This window comes from Paraburkholderia sp. GAS82, assembly GCF_050436285.1.
GTDB classification, from domain to species: Bacteria; Pseudomonadota; Gammaproteobacteria; order Burkholderiales; family Burkholderiaceae; genus Paraburkholderia; species Paraburkholderia phenazinium_B.
Map to the genome: position 1 here is coordinate 344256 of NZ_JBNDLX010000006.1, position 14628 is coordinate 358883.

9 protein-coding genes are annotated in these 14628 nt (G+C 64.1%); 3 read left to right on the forward strand and 6 right to left on the reverse strand.

Features of this window, described 5'->3' with window-relative positions; translation table 11 throughout:
- Positions 1-24 precede the first annotated feature (24 nt).
- The 4 genes from P3T17_RS20775 to ppc all read right to left on the reverse strand — a co-directional run bounded on the left by P3T17_RS20775 (position 25) and on the right by ppc (position 7551).
- On the reverse strand, positions 25-948 hold the full coding sequence (locus P3T17_RS20775; protein WP_074265481.1) for a bestrophin family protein: 924 nt from the start codon (positions 946-948) through the stop codon (positions 25-27).
- Positions 949-1795: 847 nt separating this feature from the next.
- Entirely contained in the window at positions 1796-3202 is a 1407-nt protein-coding gene (gene argH, locus P3T17_RS20780; RefSeq protein ID WP_074265480.1) for an argininosuccinate lyase, read from the reverse strand.
- Positions 3203-3299: 97 nt separating this feature from the next.
- The gene (locus P3T17_RS20785; protein WP_074265479.1) at positions 3300-4115 is read right to left on the reverse strand and encodes a helix-turn-helix transcriptional regulator; all 816 of its coding nucleotides are present in this window, start codon (positions 4113-4115) and stop codon (positions 3300-3302) included.
- 304 nt (positions 4116-4419) lie between these two features.
- The gene (ppc, locus tag P3T17_RS20790) at positions 4420-7551 is read right to left on the reverse strand and encodes a phosphoenolpyruvate carboxylase (protein ID WP_074265478.1); all 3132 of its coding nucleotides are present in this window, start codon (positions 7549-7551) and stop codon (positions 4420-4422) included.
- A 381-nt stretch (positions 7552-7932) separates the two neighbouring features.
- Here ppc and hemC point away from each other — a divergent pair, with 381 nt between their 5' ends.
- Genes hemC through P3T17_RS20805 form a run of 3 tightly spaced genes read left to right on the forward strand, consistent with a single transcriptional unit; the run spans position 7933 to position 12121 of the window.
- On the forward strand, positions 7933-8916 hold the full coding sequence (gene hemC / locus P3T17_RS20795) for a hydroxymethylbilane synthase (RefSeq protein ID WP_429286298.1): 984 nt from the start codon (positions 7933-7935) through the stop codon (positions 8914-8916).
- Positions 8916-10928, forward strand: coding sequence for a fused uroporphyrinogen-III synthase HemD/membrane protein HemX (gene hemDX, locus P3T17_RS20800; protein ID WP_074265476.1), 2013 nt, complete (start codon positions 8916-8918; stop codon positions 10926-10928). Before hemC ends, hemDX begins: the two co-directional genes overlap by 1 nt.
- Before the next feature lie 2 nt (positions 10929-10930).
- Positions 10931-12121: a heme biosynthesis protein HemY gene (locus P3T17_RS20805; protein WP_122153935.1), complete on the forward strand. Its 1191-nt coding sequence runs from the start codon at positions 10931-10933 to the stop codon at positions 12119-12121.
- A 45-nt stretch (positions 12122-12166) separates the two neighbouring features.
- Here P3T17_RS20805 and P3T17_RS20810 read toward each other — a convergent pair whose 3' ends face one another.
- On the reverse strand, positions 12167-12925 hold the full coding sequence (locus P3T17_RS20810; RefSeq protein WP_429408738.1) for an SDR family oxidoreductase: 759 nt from the start codon (positions 12923-12925) through the stop codon (positions 12167-12169).
- 115 nt (positions 12926-13040) lie between these two features.
- Positions 13041-14480, reverse strand: coding sequence for an aldehyde dehydrogenase family protein (locus P3T17_RS20815; protein WP_429408739.1), 1440 nt, complete (start codon positions 14478-14480; stop codon positions 13041-13043).
- Positions 14481-14628 lie beyond the last annotated feature (148 nt).

The following is a 14628-nucleotide window of genomic DNA, read 5'->3' on the forward strand; positions in this document are numbered from 1 at the left end:
GCGGCGGTGAGCCGCCATTGAGCGTCAGGTCACGAGGAACTGCTCTGCTTCGGGGCCGGGGATGACGAGGGCGGGCTCGGCGAGCAGATCGCGGACGGCGTCTTCGATATAGACGGACATCATGGTGAGGGCGAGGTCGTTTTCGTCGGTGCCGAAGGGGTCTTCGAGCTGGGAGGCGATGGCCTCGTGGGCCATGAAGGCGTAGGCAACGAAGACCGAGAAGACGGGCGTAAAGATGCCGATGTTTTCGACGAGTCCGAACGGCAGTGCTGCGCAGAAGAAGTAGACGGTACGGTGAATCATCACCGAGTAGGCAAACGGCAGCGGCGTAGAACCGATACGCTCGCATCCGCCGATGACATCCGACAGCGAATTCAGATTGCGATCGAAGGCGAGCACGGCCATCGGGTCCAGCGCGCTTGTGCGCGACTGGCGATGGACCCATTCGCCGAGCACGAGCATGAGGGTGGTGGGACGATAACGTGAGGCCATGACGCGGTCGAGCAGCGGTGCGGGCAGGCGCGCGGCGAGGTCATCGCGCGGATCGGTTTTGCGGAGCTGATGACGCAGTGCATGGGGCAGCGCGCTTAGGGCCTGGACGAAGTCTTTGACGTCTGACTGGGCGAGGGACTCGCGGGGCAGGGTGAGGACCTGGCGGGTCATGGAGCGGGCATCGTTGAGGAGTTGGCCCCAGAGTTTGCGGGCTTCCCACCAGCGGTCGTAGCTGGCGTTATTGCGGAAGCCGAGGAAGACGGCGAGCGCGATACCGATGAGGGAGAAGGGGGTGGTGCTGAGGTTGACGGTGATCCTGAGGAGGTGGTCGTGGACGGCCACGGCCGCGATGGAGATGCAGAAGATCAGGAAGAGGCGCGGCAGAAGCTGCGGGAGGACTGAGCCTCGCCAGGCCAGGAGCATGCGGAACCAGTGGAGGTGGGGGCGGATGATCATTTGGCTTTGTAGGGCTTTTTTTTGACCTTCGGTCGGTGGGGGTATTATCGCTCGTGGGGTGCTTGGTTTGGTTGCCTGTGGCGGTTTGTCGTTGTTCTTGCGGTGTTGGCCTTTCCTTGCTTTCTTATTGGTTTGCTTGCGTTGCCCCTGTGCGGGGCGGCACCTACTTTTCTTTGCCGCCGCAAAGAAAAGTAGGCAAAAGAAAGCGGGCTTGCAACCGCTAGCCTGTAGGTGTCCTCCACTGGCGCGAACACTGAGTGGTCCGCGCACGAGACCTGCCCTCGCACCATCCCCGTTAGTGACAAGGCAGTCATCCGTTCCAGCGTTGCGCTGCGCGCCCCGCCGTCGGGCATAACTTCACCTAGCCGCGCGAAGAAAATTGTCCGATAGCCGAGCGCCGAGCGCCAGAAGCTTCCTCGGGCTTCATAGGAATGCTAACTATATTTGGGGGCTTCCTTCAACGGGGTTGGGCGTTTCATCGGTTGGGCTCGGGGTTCGGCGATGCATGCAGCTTCAAGTCTTCCGTTGCCCCGCTTCCCCTTGCAGACCCATCCGCCACGCACATAGTGCGTGGGCGGGATGAATGAGTCCTTTGTCACTAATGCGTGTGGTGCGATGGCGCCTTTCGTGCGCGGACCACTCCGGCTTCATGCCAGTGGAGGACACCTACAGGCTAGCGGTGTGAGCCCGCTTTCTTTTGCCTACTTTTCTTTGCGGCGGCAAAGAAAAGTAGGTGCCGCCCCGCACAGGGGCAACGCAAGCAAACCAATAAGAAAGCAAGGAAAGGCCAACACCCCAAGAACAACAACCCAAACCAAGGCGCCGCAGGCAAAAACACCCCAAGCGCTTACTTGAGCGCTTCCCGAGCAACAACAACAGCCAGCCGAACCTGCTGAGGCGCAGTCCCCCCTGCATGATTCCGGCTAGCCACAGACCCTTCAAGCGTCAAATACTCAAACACATCCTCACCGATCAGGTGAGCCACATTAGGCAGCTCCTGACGCATCTCATCAAGCGAAAGATCCGCCAAATCGCAATTGCGATCCACACAAACGCGCACAGCATGTGCCACCGCCTCATGCGCATCCCGGAACGGCAACCCACGCTTGACGAGATAATCAGCCAGGTCCGTAGCAGTAGAAAAACCTTGCAACGCCGCAGCCCGCATAGCCTGCGGCTTCACCGTAATCCCTGCCACCATCTCGGCAAAAATCCGCAACGTATCTGCCACCGTGTCCACGGTATCGAACAGCGGTTCCTTGTCTTCCTGGTTGTCCTTGTTATAGGCCAGCGGCTGACCCTTCATCAATGTCAGCAATGCCATCAAATGCCCGTTCACGCGACCCGTCTTGCCGCGTGCCAGTTCCGGCACGTCCGGGTTCTTCTTCTGCGGCATGATCGATGAGCCCGTGCAAAAACGGTCCGCCAGATCGATAAAGCCCACTCGCGGGCTCATCCACAACACCAGTTCTTCGGAGAGACGCGACACGTGTGTCATCACCAGCGCCGATGCCGCCGTGAATTCGATCGCGAAGTCGCGATCCGATACGGCGTCCAGCGAGTTCGCGCAAATACCGTCGAAACCCAGTGTCTTTGCCACCGCGTGACGGTCGATCGGGTAGCTCGTGCCGGCCAGTGCCGCCGCGCCCAGCGGCAGGCGGTTCACGCGCGTACGGCAGTCGCGCATGCGCTCGGCGTCGCGCGTGAACATCTCGACATACGCCAGCAAGTGATGACCGAACGTCACCGGCTGCGCCACCTGCAAGTGGGTAAAGCCCGGCATGATCGTTTCAGCATTCTGCTCGGCCAGGTCGATCAGCGCCGCGCGCAGATCCTTCAGCAGGCCGCCAATCCGGTCGATTTCGCCGCGCAGCCACAAGCGGATGTCCGTCGCCACCTGGTCGTTGCGCGAGCGGCCCGTGTGCAGGCGCTTGCCAGCGTCGCCGATCAGCGCCGTCAGGCGCGCTTCGATGTTCAGATGCACGTCTTCCAGGTCGAGTTGCCACTCGAACTCGCCGCGTTCGATTTCGCCCTTGATCTGCGCCATGCCGCGCTGGATAGCCGCCAGGTCGTCCGCGCCGATGATCTTCTGCGCAGCCAGCATCGCGGCGTGCGCGAGCGAGCCTTCGATATCGACCAGCGCCAGTCGCTTGTCGAAGAAAACCGACGACGTGTAGCGTTTGACGAGATCCGACATCGGCTCGGAGAAGCGAGCCGACCAGGCTTCGCCTTTTTTATGCAGTTGGGACGTCATGGTGTTGGGCAATGAAGAACGTGCGGTGGAAAAGCTCTCGGCAGTAGAGGCGCCGCCGAAACGAACAAGACCTCGATTTTAACATCCGGCAGCGCCGCTACTCGCGCACCAGCACCACCAGCTTCAGATCTTCCCGGTGCGCCGGCTTGAACGTGATCTGGTCGTACACCACCCGTCCATCGCGCGGATGATTGAATTCGCGTCGGCCACCTTCGCGCTCGCCTACGTCCTGCGACGCCCAGAAGCGTGCGAAGGCGTCGCTCGTGCTCGTCAGCGTGTCGATCAGGCTGTGGGTGGGTGCGTCCGCCAGGTGGCGGATCGAGTCGGCGCGAAACTCGGCGGCAAGGCGCCGTGCGCGCGTCTCCCAGTCGACGATCAGCTCGCGCGCCACCGGTTCCATGAACGTGAAGCGCAACAGGTTGCGGTCGTGTGCACCATCGAGCCAGCCCACGAACAGGTCGGCCGCGCGCTCGTTCCACGCCAATGCATTCCATTGCCGGTCCAGCACGTAGGCCGGGGCGTTCACCAGTTGGACCGTTTCGATCAGCGTCGCGGGGGCATCGGCGGCGGCTGGGTCGGGCTCGGCCGGATCGCGTTGCGCCGCCAGTTCGAACAGATAGGCCCGCTCGGCGCGCGACAGTTGCAGCGCGACGGCGATTCGCGCGAGCGCCTCGGCGGACGCTGAAACCGGCCGTCCCTGCTCGATCCACGTGTACCAGGTGGGACTGACCCCGCACAGTTGCGCGACTTCCTCACGGCGCAGGCCCGGCGTGCGTCGGCGCGGACCGGGCGGCAGGCCGACCGCCTGCGGCGAGAGCCGCTCGCGGTGGGCGCGGATGAAATTACCCAAGGCGTGCGCGGGCGTCGCATCGAGCGGTGGCGGGGACGGGTGGGCGGGGGACGGCGGGCTCATCGTATCGGCAAAGGGGTGTTGTTGATACCAGAATAATCGCCTGACTTGTACTGGTACAGGCGGTCTCTATTGTAGCGGCAGGTGGCAATAGGTAGGCGGACCGTAGACACGCGTGCGTTTGCACGCAGGGCATGAGGCTGCCCGATCCGCCGTTGTGGATGTGCGCACAAAGCAAAGCGCCCCGTATTGCTGTGCAGTACGGGGCGCTTTGAGTATCCAGCTCGGTCATCCAAGGAAGCCAGCGAGAGGTTCTTCCACCAGCGGCCTGCGCCACCGGCGTCTCATCGACCCACAAGCCACTCCCTCAACCCGTATTGCGCAGCCCCGCCGCAATCCCGTTGATCGTCAGATGAATCCCGCGCCGCAGCCGCGCATTCGAATCGCCCGCACGGTGGCGCTTGAGCAGTTCCACCTGCAAGTGATTGAGCGGGTCGAGGTACGGGAAGCGGTTCTTGATTGAGCGCGCCAGCAGCGGGTTATCCGCGAGCCGTTCGTTCTTGCCGGTGATTTCGGAGAGCACCTTCGAGGTACGCTCCCACTCCGCGACGATGCGCTCGAACACGTGCTTGCGCAGCTTCTTGTCGCTCACCAGCGCGGCGTAGCGCGAGGCAACCGCGAGGTCGGTCTTTGCCAGCACCATATCCATGTTCGACAGCAGGTTCGCGAAGAATGGCCACGTCTTGTGCATCTTCTTCAGCAGTCCAAGGCGGCGAGCCCGTTCGGCTTCGGATGGTGCGCTGTCCAGATGCGCGGCTACCGCACTGCCGAAACCATACCAGCCCGTCAGCAACAGACGGCATTGCCCCCACGAGAAGCCCCATGGAATCGCCCGCAGATCTTCGATCTTGCGCTGCTTCGGATCCTGCAGTTTGCGCGACGCGGGACGGCTGCCAATGTTCAGCTCGGCGATCTCCGCAATCGGCGTCGATTCGAAGAAATATTCCTTGAAACCGGGCGTTTCGTAGACCAGCGCGCGGTATGACGCCATCGCGGCATCGGACAGTTGCTGCATGGTCTCCTCGAAGGCCGGCAGTTGCGCGGGCGTATTGCCGTGCGGCAGCAGCGATGCTTCGAGCGTCGCGGCGACCACGGTTTCGAGGTTGCGCCGGCCGATTTCCGGGTTGCCGAACTTGCTGGCAATCACTTCGCCCTGTTCGGTCAGGCGGATCTGGCCGTCTACCGTGCCCGGCGGTTGCGACAGGATAGCCTGATAGGTCGGGCCACCGCCGCGTCCGACTGTGCCTCCGCGGCCATGGAACAGGCGCAGCGTCACGCCACGTTCGTTGAAGAGCGACACCAGCGCGAGCTCAGCGCGGTATAGCTCCCAGTTTGACGTGAGGAAGCCGCCGTCCTTATTGCTGTCCGAGTAGCCGAGCATGACTTCCTGCTCGCCGCCCTGATGTTCGATCAGCGTGTCGACGCCCGGCAGCGCGATCAGATCGCGCATGATGTGTGGCGCGTTTTGCAGATCGGGAATCGTCTCGAACAGCGGGATCACCATCAGCGCGCCCTTGGCCGGCTCGTGCGCATTGCCGAGCAGCCCTTGTAGCAGGCCGGTTTCCTTTTGCAGCAGCATCACCTCCACCAGATCGCTGACCGTTTCCGTGTGCGAAATGATGTAGTTGCGCACGGCGCGCGCGCCGAACTTCTCGCGCGTCACGCGGGCAGCTTCGAGCACGCCCAGTTCGCTCTTGACCAGATCCGAGTACTCGAGATACGGCGAGCGCAGCAAACGCGGCTGCGCCAGCTCGGCCAGCAGCACGCGCAGCTTGTCGGCTTCGGACAAGCTGGCGTAGTCGGCTTCGACACCGGCGTGTTTGAGCAATTCGGCGATCACCGCTTCGTGGATGTCCGAGCTTTGCCGCAAGTCGATGCTGGCAAGGTGGAAGCCGAACACTTCGGCGGCACGCGCGAGCGGCGACAGACGCGGGCTCGCGAGCGACGCGCCGTGGTGCTCCGCGAGCGAATCGATCAGCACGTGCAGGTCGCGCACGAAGGCGTCGGAGTCTGCGTACGGTTGCGCGCGCACCGGTGCCGCACCGCGGCCGGCGCTGCGCAACGGCACGGCGCCTTCGCCGAGCCGCACACGAGCGCTCGCCGCAAGGCGCGTGTAGATGCCGATCAGCGCGCGGCGATACGGCTCGTCGACGCGATGCGGCGACTGGTCCGGCGACGCCTTCGCCAGTTCCTTGAGCGGCTCGCTTGCGCCCGTCAGCAGGTTCGAGATCGACAGCTCGGCGCCGAGCTTGTGCACCTGTTCCAGGTAATGTTCGAAGATCACCGCTGCCTGGCGCGTGATGGCTTCTTCGAGCGTCGTTGCGGTCACGTTCGGATTGCCGTCGCGATCGCCGCCGATCCAGCTACCCATCTGGAAAAACGGCGGCAGACGGGCGTCGAGGCCATGCTCGGCGAGCGCGGCTTCGATGTCGGCGTACATGGCCGGGATCTCTTCGAGGAAAGTCGCGCGGTAGTACGACAGTGCGTTCTCGATTTCATCGGCCACGGTAAGGCGGGCGTCGCGCAACATCCGTGTTTGCCACAGCGAGGTGACGCGGGCGCGCAACATGGCCTCGTTGTGGGCGCGCTCGCGCTCGGTCAACGGCTGATCGCGCTCGGCAAGCAGGCGGGCGATGTCGTGCTGCGCGTCCAGAATGCTCTTGCGCTGCACTTCAGTGGGGTGTGCGGTCAGTACCGGCACGATGAGTGCGTCGTTGAAGAACTGCTGCAACACCGGCGTAGCGGCGGCGTTGGCCTCCATCAGACGTTCGAGCGCATAAGCGATCGTGCCGCCCTGCGAAGCCGAGCCGGCCAGCGCGTGAATCCGATGACGCCGATTGCGGTGCCGGTCTTCCGCGATGTTCGCCAGATGCGAAAAATAGCTGAATGCCCGCACGACGCTCACGGTCTGCTCGGGACTCAGCGAACGCAGCTTCTTGTCGAGCGTCTGCGCGGCGCTGCTGTCGTCTTCGCGGCGAAAGCGCACCGCCGTCTGACGGATCGTCTCGACCACGTCGAACACCTCGTCGCCTTCCTGCTCGCGCACGACATCGCCGAGCAGGCGTCCCAGATAACGGATGTCCTGGAAGAGCGGCTGGTCCTTGTCCTCGCGCGTGCGGCTGCTGGTTTTAGGTGCGGGCGGCACGGCTGTCTCTTTCGACACGTCGTGCAGCGGCGCGGCTGCAGCTGTGCCGTTGCCGGCCTTGGACTTCGAGGCTTTGCCGGCTTTCGCGCTGCCAGTGGCCTTATCGCCTTTCCCTGCTTTCGCGGCCTTACCCGTTTTCACGGCTTGCGTGCTTTTGGCAGAGCTTGCCGTATCGCGTTTGGATAAGGCGCTGGACGTGGCCGGTGCGGTAGGAACAACTGCGGGCGCACCCGCAGAACCGTTGAGCGATGCAGTGTTGCGGCGGGCAGGGCGCGCCGGTCCGGAAGACGTCACGATGGGTTTCCTCAGGGAAGCCAGGGTCTATTGAGAGATGAGCTGCTGTTACTGCAACTGCGCTTCAACTACGCTTGAACTGCAGAATCTTCAGTACTGCGAGAGCAATGGCAAACACGGCCATCGGCAAATGGGAGAAGGCGGCCCCTCAGTGCTGTTGCGCGGCGCACCGCATTGCATCATCCCGCATGATGCCGTTTGACGCGCGAACGACCGTGCGTGAACGGCGACACTGCGCTATGGCTGAAATTTGCGGCGTGCCCGTGCGGGCCTGTCTCCTCCAGCGGTGGCGCGCCAGCATAGCCATCTGGCCTATAAAGCATGGCTGGAGCGCGTGCTAACATTGTTTGTTATAACCTCCCGTCATCCACCGAACTTGTAATGAATTCCGAGACGCTTTCGGCGCCACCGCCCTCCACCCTGATCATCGCTTCGCGGGAAAGCCGCCTTGCGATGTGGCAGGCAGAGCACGTACGGTGTGCGCTGCACAAATTATATCCATCTTGTGACGTAAAAATCCTCGGGATGACGACACGCGGCGATCAAATTCTCGATCGCACCTTATCGAAGGTGGGGGGGAAGGGCTTGTTCGTGAAGGAACTGGAGAACGCGCTGGCCGATGGACGCGCCGATCTGGCGGTTCATTCGCTCAAAGACGTGCCCATGGAGCTGCCGGCGGGCTTTGAGCTGTCCACCATCATGGAGCGCGAAGATCCGCGCGACGCCTTCGTGTCGAATGCCTATGATTCGCTTGCCGCGTTGCCTGCAGGCAGCGTGGTCGGCACCTCCAGCCTGCGCCGCGAGTCGATGCTGCGCGCGCGTTATCCGCAGCTTGTCGTGCAGCCGTTGCGCGGCAACCTCGATACGCGCCTCGCGAAACTCGACCGTGGCGACTATGCGGCGATCATCCTGGCTGCGGCGGGGCTAAAGCGCCTCGGTCTGGGCGAGCGGATTCGCGCGTTGCTCGATCCCGCGGATAGTTTGCCGGCTGCCGGGCAGGGTGCGCTTGGTATTGAGATCCGCGCCGGACGGCCCGAACTCGCGGCATGGCTTGCGCCGCTGCATCACGAGCACACCGCTGCGGCAGTCGAGGCCGAGCGGATGGTGTCGCGTGCGCTCGGCGGCAGTTGCGAAGTGCCGCTCGCGGCGTACGCCACCTGGCGCGACGGCGCGCTGCATCTACGCGGCATCGTCGCGACGCCTGACGGCCAGCAGGTGCTGAGCGCCCATGCATCGGCGCCGGCGCCCACTGTCGAACGCGCGCTGCAGTTGGGCCGCGAGGTGGCGAACGCGCTCGAAGAACAAGGCGCGCTTGAAATCGTCCGCGCGCTCAGCACGGCGAGCGGTCCGGCGACCAGCACGTGATGACGGCGCAAACAGGCGGCAACTCGTCCCCCAACTCGTCTGGCAAGACGCGGTATACGGTTGTGATCACGCGTCCCGCGGGGCAGTCGACCGCGCTCGCGGCGCAACTGGACGCGGCCGGCATCGCCACGCTCGAATTCCCGCTGATCGAGATCGTGCCCGTCGAAGACGTGGCGCCGTTGCAGGCAGCGTTGGTCGCGCTCGAACGTTACGCGCTGGTGGTGTTCGTCTCGCCCAACGCCGTCGACTACGCGTTTGCGGAGTTCGACTCGATCTGGCCGCACGCGCTGCCGGTCGGTGTCGTGGGGCCGGGCAGCGTCGCGGCGCTGGCGCGTCACGGCGTCGAGGCACCGGCGTACCGCGTGATTACTCCATCGGCTGGGGCGGATGACGACGTGGCGCGTTTCGATTCGGAGGCGCTCTTCGCGGCCATCGACGCCTCGTTCGGTGCGACCTCGCTGGAAGGCAAGCGCGTGCTGATCGTGCGCGGCGACGGCGGTCGCGAATGGCTGGCCGATCGTCTGCGTGAGGGCGGCGTCGAAGTGGAAACCGTCGCAGCTTACCGGCGGCTCGTGCCGGAGCCGTCCATCGGCGCCTGGAGCCGGGTGCATGAGCTGCTGGCGGGCGAACCGCATGCGTGGCTCATCACCAGTTCCGAAGGCGTGCGCAATCTCGACGAACTCGCGCATGAGCATCTGAACGCCGGCGAAATTGCTCAATTGAAGCGCGCCACGCTCGTCGCGCCGCACCCACGCATCGCGCAGACCGCGCGGGGACTGGGTTTTGATAGCATTACGGTGTCCGGTGCGGGCGATGAACGCATTGCCCATACCTTGCTTTTAGCCGTACCTCCCGTTGTTCAACCGGTACCGACCAACCCGGCTCACTCACGCATGACTGAATCGAACGCTCCCACGAACACCTCCCCCCAGCCGGCTGCGACCGCTGCGTTGCCGCCCAATCCCCCCTTCACGCCCTACGAAGCGCAGCAGCCGCGCCGCAGCGCGGGCGGACCGCTGCTGTGGTTGGTCATCGTGATCATTGTCTGTGCGGCGGTTGCGGGCGGCATCACGCTCAACCGGAAGCTCATCAGGCTCGATCAGCAATTGACGCAACGGCAGCAGGCCAACGACGCGCAAACTGCTGCACTGAGCGTGAAGACGGACCAGGCGGTGTCGACCGTTCACGAGATCGATTCGCAGATGTCGCAACTCGAGGGCAAGCTGACCGACGCGCAGCAGGCCGAGCAGGCGCTGCAACAACAGTACGCGGACCTCGCGCGCAATCGCGACGACTGGACGCTCGCCGAAGTGGGGCAGATGCTGTCGGCCGCGAGCCAGCAGTTGCAACTGACGGGGAACACGCAGCTGGCGCTGTTCGCACTGCAAAGCGCCGATACGCGACTCGCGGCCTCTGACGGCGCGCAGGTCATGGCCGTACGCAAGGCGATCGCGGAGGATATCGACAAACTGAAGTCCGCGCCGTCGACTGATCTCACGGGTCTTGCCATCAAGCTCGACAACGCGATCGACCAGGTTGACACGTTGCCGCTCGACGGTGAAGCGCTGACCGCTCACACCGTGCCGCAGGCCACTGCGCCCGCCGATACCGCGAAGGTCGCAGCGGCCACCGGCGAGCCGCGCTGGAAGGTATGGTGGCAGGTGTTCTCGGCGGGTATCGCCCAGCAGTTGACGAGCCTCGTGCAAGTGCGTCGCATCGACAATGCGGACGCGATGCTGGTCACGCCGGATCAAGGCTACTTCCTGCGCGAGAATCTGAAACTGCGCCTGCTTTCGGCGCGCCTCGCGTTGCTTTCTCGTAACCAGACCACGCTGAAGTCGGACCTGCACGCTGCCGACGCAGCGCTCGCGCGCTACTTCGACAACGCCTCCAAACGCACGCAAACCGTGCGTGAGTTGGTGAAGGAAGTGGACGACGGCTCGGCGGCGGTGGAAGTGCCGAACCTGAACACGAGCCTGCAGGCCGTCAACCAATACCGGAGCCGGAGTTAATCATGGCGATCCGGGGACTTATCTGGCTGGCGTTGTTATTTGTCATCGCGGTGGCGTTGGCGACGGTGGGACGTTTTGATACGGGGCAGGTGCTGCTCGTCTATCCGCCGTATCGTGTTGACGTGTCGCTGAACCTGTTCGTGGTCGCGCTCGTGGTGCTGTTTATCCTCGTGTATGCGTTGCTGCGTATCGTGCGCAACATCTGGCGCATGCCGCAGCGCGTGGCTGCTTACCGGGCCCGCTCGCGAGTGGCGAAGGCGCACGCGGCGCTGCGCGATGCCATCGGCAATCTGTACGCGGGACGTTTCTCGCGTGCTGAAAAAGCGGCGCGCGACGCGCTTGCCAACGGCGACAACAAGGGTGCGGCGGGCCTTGTTGCGGCCACGGCGGCGCACCGTATGCGCGAATACGCGCGGCGCGACGAATGGCTTTCGCAGATCGATGAGGCCGACTGGCAGGACGCACGTCTGATGGCGACCGCGGACATGCGTGCGGACGGCCGCGACGCAGACGGTGCGCTGACCGCGCTCACGGAGATGCAGTCGCAAGGCGCGCGGCGGATTCATGCGCAGCAGATCATGTTGCGCGCGCAGCAGCAGTTGAAGAACTGGAGCGAAGTGCTCAAGCTCGTCAAGACGCTGGAGAAGCGCGAGGCGATTCACCCGGCTGTGGCGGTGCGTTTGCGCCAGCTCGCGGCGGAGAATCTGTTGCGCGACCGGCGTCACAATGCCGATGCGCTGCTGGAGTTGTGGCATTCGCTCTCGCCAACCGAGCGGCATTCGCCGCGCCTGGCCGATCTCGCCGCTGAACTGCTGGTGACGCTCAACCGTCCGCAGGACGCACGCAAGATCGTCGAGGAAGCGCTGGCGCAGAACTGGGACGCGCGTCTGCTGCGCCGCTATCCGGACACGGCAGGTGGCGATGCGCTGCCGCTGATCCAGAAGGCCGAAGCGTGGCAGAAGGAGCGTCCGGAAGATGCCGATCTGATGTTCACGCTGGGACGCCTGTGTCTGCATCAGCAGCTGTGGGGTAAGGCGCAGTCGTTCCTCGAGACGGCGCTCAAGCTGGCCGACAACGAAACCTTGAAGATCCGTTCGCATCGTGCGCTGGCACGTTTGCACGAGCAGCTTGGCGACGCTGACAAGGCGAGCCAGCACTATCGGGAAAGCGCGCTCGCAATGAACGTGGTTTAAAAATCCGCGGTGGGCGCTGGCCTGTTCAGGTCGCGCCCCGCTCATCTACACACAACGCCCGCCGTCCACCTCCAGGCATGTGCCGGTAATGAACTCCGCTTCATCCGATGCCAGATAGAGACAGGCATTGGCGATGTCTTGCGGTGTCGACAGGCGTCCAAGCGGAATTCCGGCCAGGAAGCGCTTGCGATTCTCGGGCGTGTCTTCGACGCCCATGAACTCGGATAGCAGGCCGGTTTCGCCCATTACCGGGTTGACGCAGTTCACGCGGATACGGTCCGGTCCCAGTTCGACGGCGAGCGACTTGCTGGCGATGATCACCGCGCCCTTGCTGCCGTTGTACCAGACGAGGCCAGCGCGGGGCCGCACGCCCGCCGTCGAGGCGATGTTGATGAACACGCCCCCGCCTTGTTCGCGGAAGTACGGCACGAACGCCTGCACACTCCAATAGATGCTCTTCACGTTGACCGCATAGACGCGGTCGAACTCGGCCTCGCTCACATCGAGGATGGGCTTGTTGCGATGGGTCGTACCCGCATTGTTGACGACCACCTGGACGCTGCCGAAGTCCTCCAGCGCGGCTTCGCGCAGACGGGTCCAGTCGTCGCTGCGGGTGACGTCGCCGGCTACCGCGATGGCCTTGCCACCCGCCAGTGCGATTTCGCTCGCGACGCGCTCGGCTGTCGCGCCGTTCAGATCGTTCACTACCACGTTCGCGCCTTCGCGCGCGTAGGTCTTCGCAATGCCTTCGCCGAAACCCGAGCCGCCACCCGTGACGATGGCCGTTTTACCTCTCAAGCGCATGATGTCTCCGTTGTCGTTGCTGATGCGTTCCGTGCTGCATTCGTGCATTCGTGCATTCGTGCCTGCGGTGCGTTCATTACGTTGACGCGTTAGCGCGGTCAAGCCTGCAGGCCGGCTAGCCGTGCCGGATCGCGACCGTCTTCAGCACTGTAAAACCGTACAGCGCTTCAAACCCTTTTTCGCGGCCATGCCCCGAATGCTTGACGCCGCCAAACGGCAATTCGACGCCGCCTCCCGCGCCATAGTTGTTGATAAACACCTGGCCCGAGCGCACACGCCTCGCGAGCCGTAACTGGCGCGCGCCATCGCGCGTCCAGATACCGGCGACGAGTCCGTACAGCGTGCCGTTCGCGAGTGCCACGGCTTCGTCTTCGTCAGTGAAGGCCATCGCGGCCAGCACGGGTCCGAACACTTCTTCGCGTGCCAGACGATGGGCCGGAGGCACATCGCGCAGCAGGGTCGGTGCCTGATAGAAACCAGTTTCCGGCGCCTCATGGATCACCTCGCCGTGCGCCGCCATCGGAATACCGTCGTGCTGCGCATCGTCGAGAAAATCCCATACGCGCCGCTGTTGCTTCGCGCTGATGAGCGGCCCGCAGTCGAGGTCCGCATGCGAGGGCCCGACACGGAGCGCATTGAACGCCGTGGCGAGCTTATCGAGCAACGGCTCGTAAATGGCCCGCTCGATCAGCACGCGGCTGCCCGCCGAACAGGTCTGCCCGGCGTTCTGCACGATAGCGGACACCAGCACAGGGACTGCGGTGTCGAGATCGGCATCGGCGAACACGATTTGCGGTGACTTGCCACCGAGTTCCAAGGTGACGGGCACGTGGTTTTCCGCGGCCATCTGCGTGACGGCCTTGCCTGTCTGCGGCGAGCCGGTGAACGAGATGTGGTCGATCCCGGCGTGGCGCGCGAGCGCGGCGCCCGCCTCGTGGCCGTAGCCCGTGACGATATTTAGCGCGCCGGCCGGCAAGCCGGCTTCGGCAGCGAGCTCGGCAACACGCAGCACCGACAGGCAAGCGTCCTCAGCCGGCTTGACGACGCATGCGTTGCCTGTCGCGAGCGCCGCGCCGACGCTGCGGCCGAAGATCTGCATCGGGTAATTCCACGGCACGATGTGGCCGGTCACACCGTGCGGTTCGCGCATCGTAAAGACGGTGTAGCCGTTCTGATAGGGAAGTGTCTCGCCGTGCAGCTTGTCGGCGGCGCCCGCGTAAAACTCGAAGTAGCGCGCCAGCGCCGTCGCGTCTGCACGCGCCTGCCGCAATGGTTTGCCGGTGTCGCGCGCTTCGAGTTGCGCGAGCTCTTCGTGATTCGCGGCCACCAGCGTGGATAGCCGGTACAGCACCCGTCCACGGTCGGCTGCGCTGGTGGCGCCCCATGCGCCGTCGAAGGCTTTGCGCGCGGCCTGCACGGCGGCATCGATATCCGCGGCGCTGCCACGGGCTAACTGCGTGAACGGCTGTCCGTCCGAGGGATCGAGCACGGGAATCGTTTCGCCGCCGGCTGGGGCGACCCATTCGCTGCCGATGAAGTGTCTGGCTTCTTCCATGCATGCTCCTGGCTGAAAAGTCTTGGAACGGCTTCTGACGCGCCCGTGGCGCGGTTGCGGTCACGGCTGCAATCATTGCTGCAAGTGCGACTTCGTCTGCGTCCGAAAGCACGGTTCCAAAGATTATCGCGCCGATCGTCACGGAGGT

Bases quoted from the DNA above. Each gene is read 5' to 3' on its own strand.
- P3T17_RS20775 (WP_074265481.1), bottom strand. From the start codon at position 948: ATGATCATCCGCCCCCACCTCCACTGGTTCCGCATGCTCCTGGCCTGG.
- argH (WP_074265480.1), bottom strand. From the start codon at position 3,202: ATGACGTCCCAACTGCATAAAAAAGGCGAAGCCTGGTCGGCTCGCTTC.
- P3T17_RS20785 (WP_074265479.1), bottom strand. From the start codon at position 4,115: ATGAGCCCGCCGTCCCCCGCCCACCCGTCCCCGCCACCGCTCGATGCG.
- hemC (WP_429286298.1), top strand. From the start codon at position 7,933: ATGAATTCCGAGACGCTTTCGGCGCCACCGCCCTCCACCCTGATCATC.
- hemDX (WP_074265476.1), top strand. From the start codon at position 8,916: ATGACGGCGCAAACAGGCGGCAACTCGTCCCCCAACTCGTCTGGCAAG.
- P3T17_RS20805 (WP_122153935.1), top strand. From the start codon at position 10,931: ATGGCGATCCGGGGACTTATCTGGCTGGCGTTGTTATTTGTCATCGCG.
- P3T17_RS20810 (WP_429408738.1), bottom strand. From the start codon at position 12,925: ATGCGCTTGAGAGGTAAAACGGCCATCGTCACGGGTGGCGGCTCGGGT.
- P3T17_RS20815 (WP_429408739.1), bottom strand. From the start codon at position 14,480: ATGGAAGAAGCCAGACACTTCATCGGCAGCGAATGGGTCGCCCCAGCC.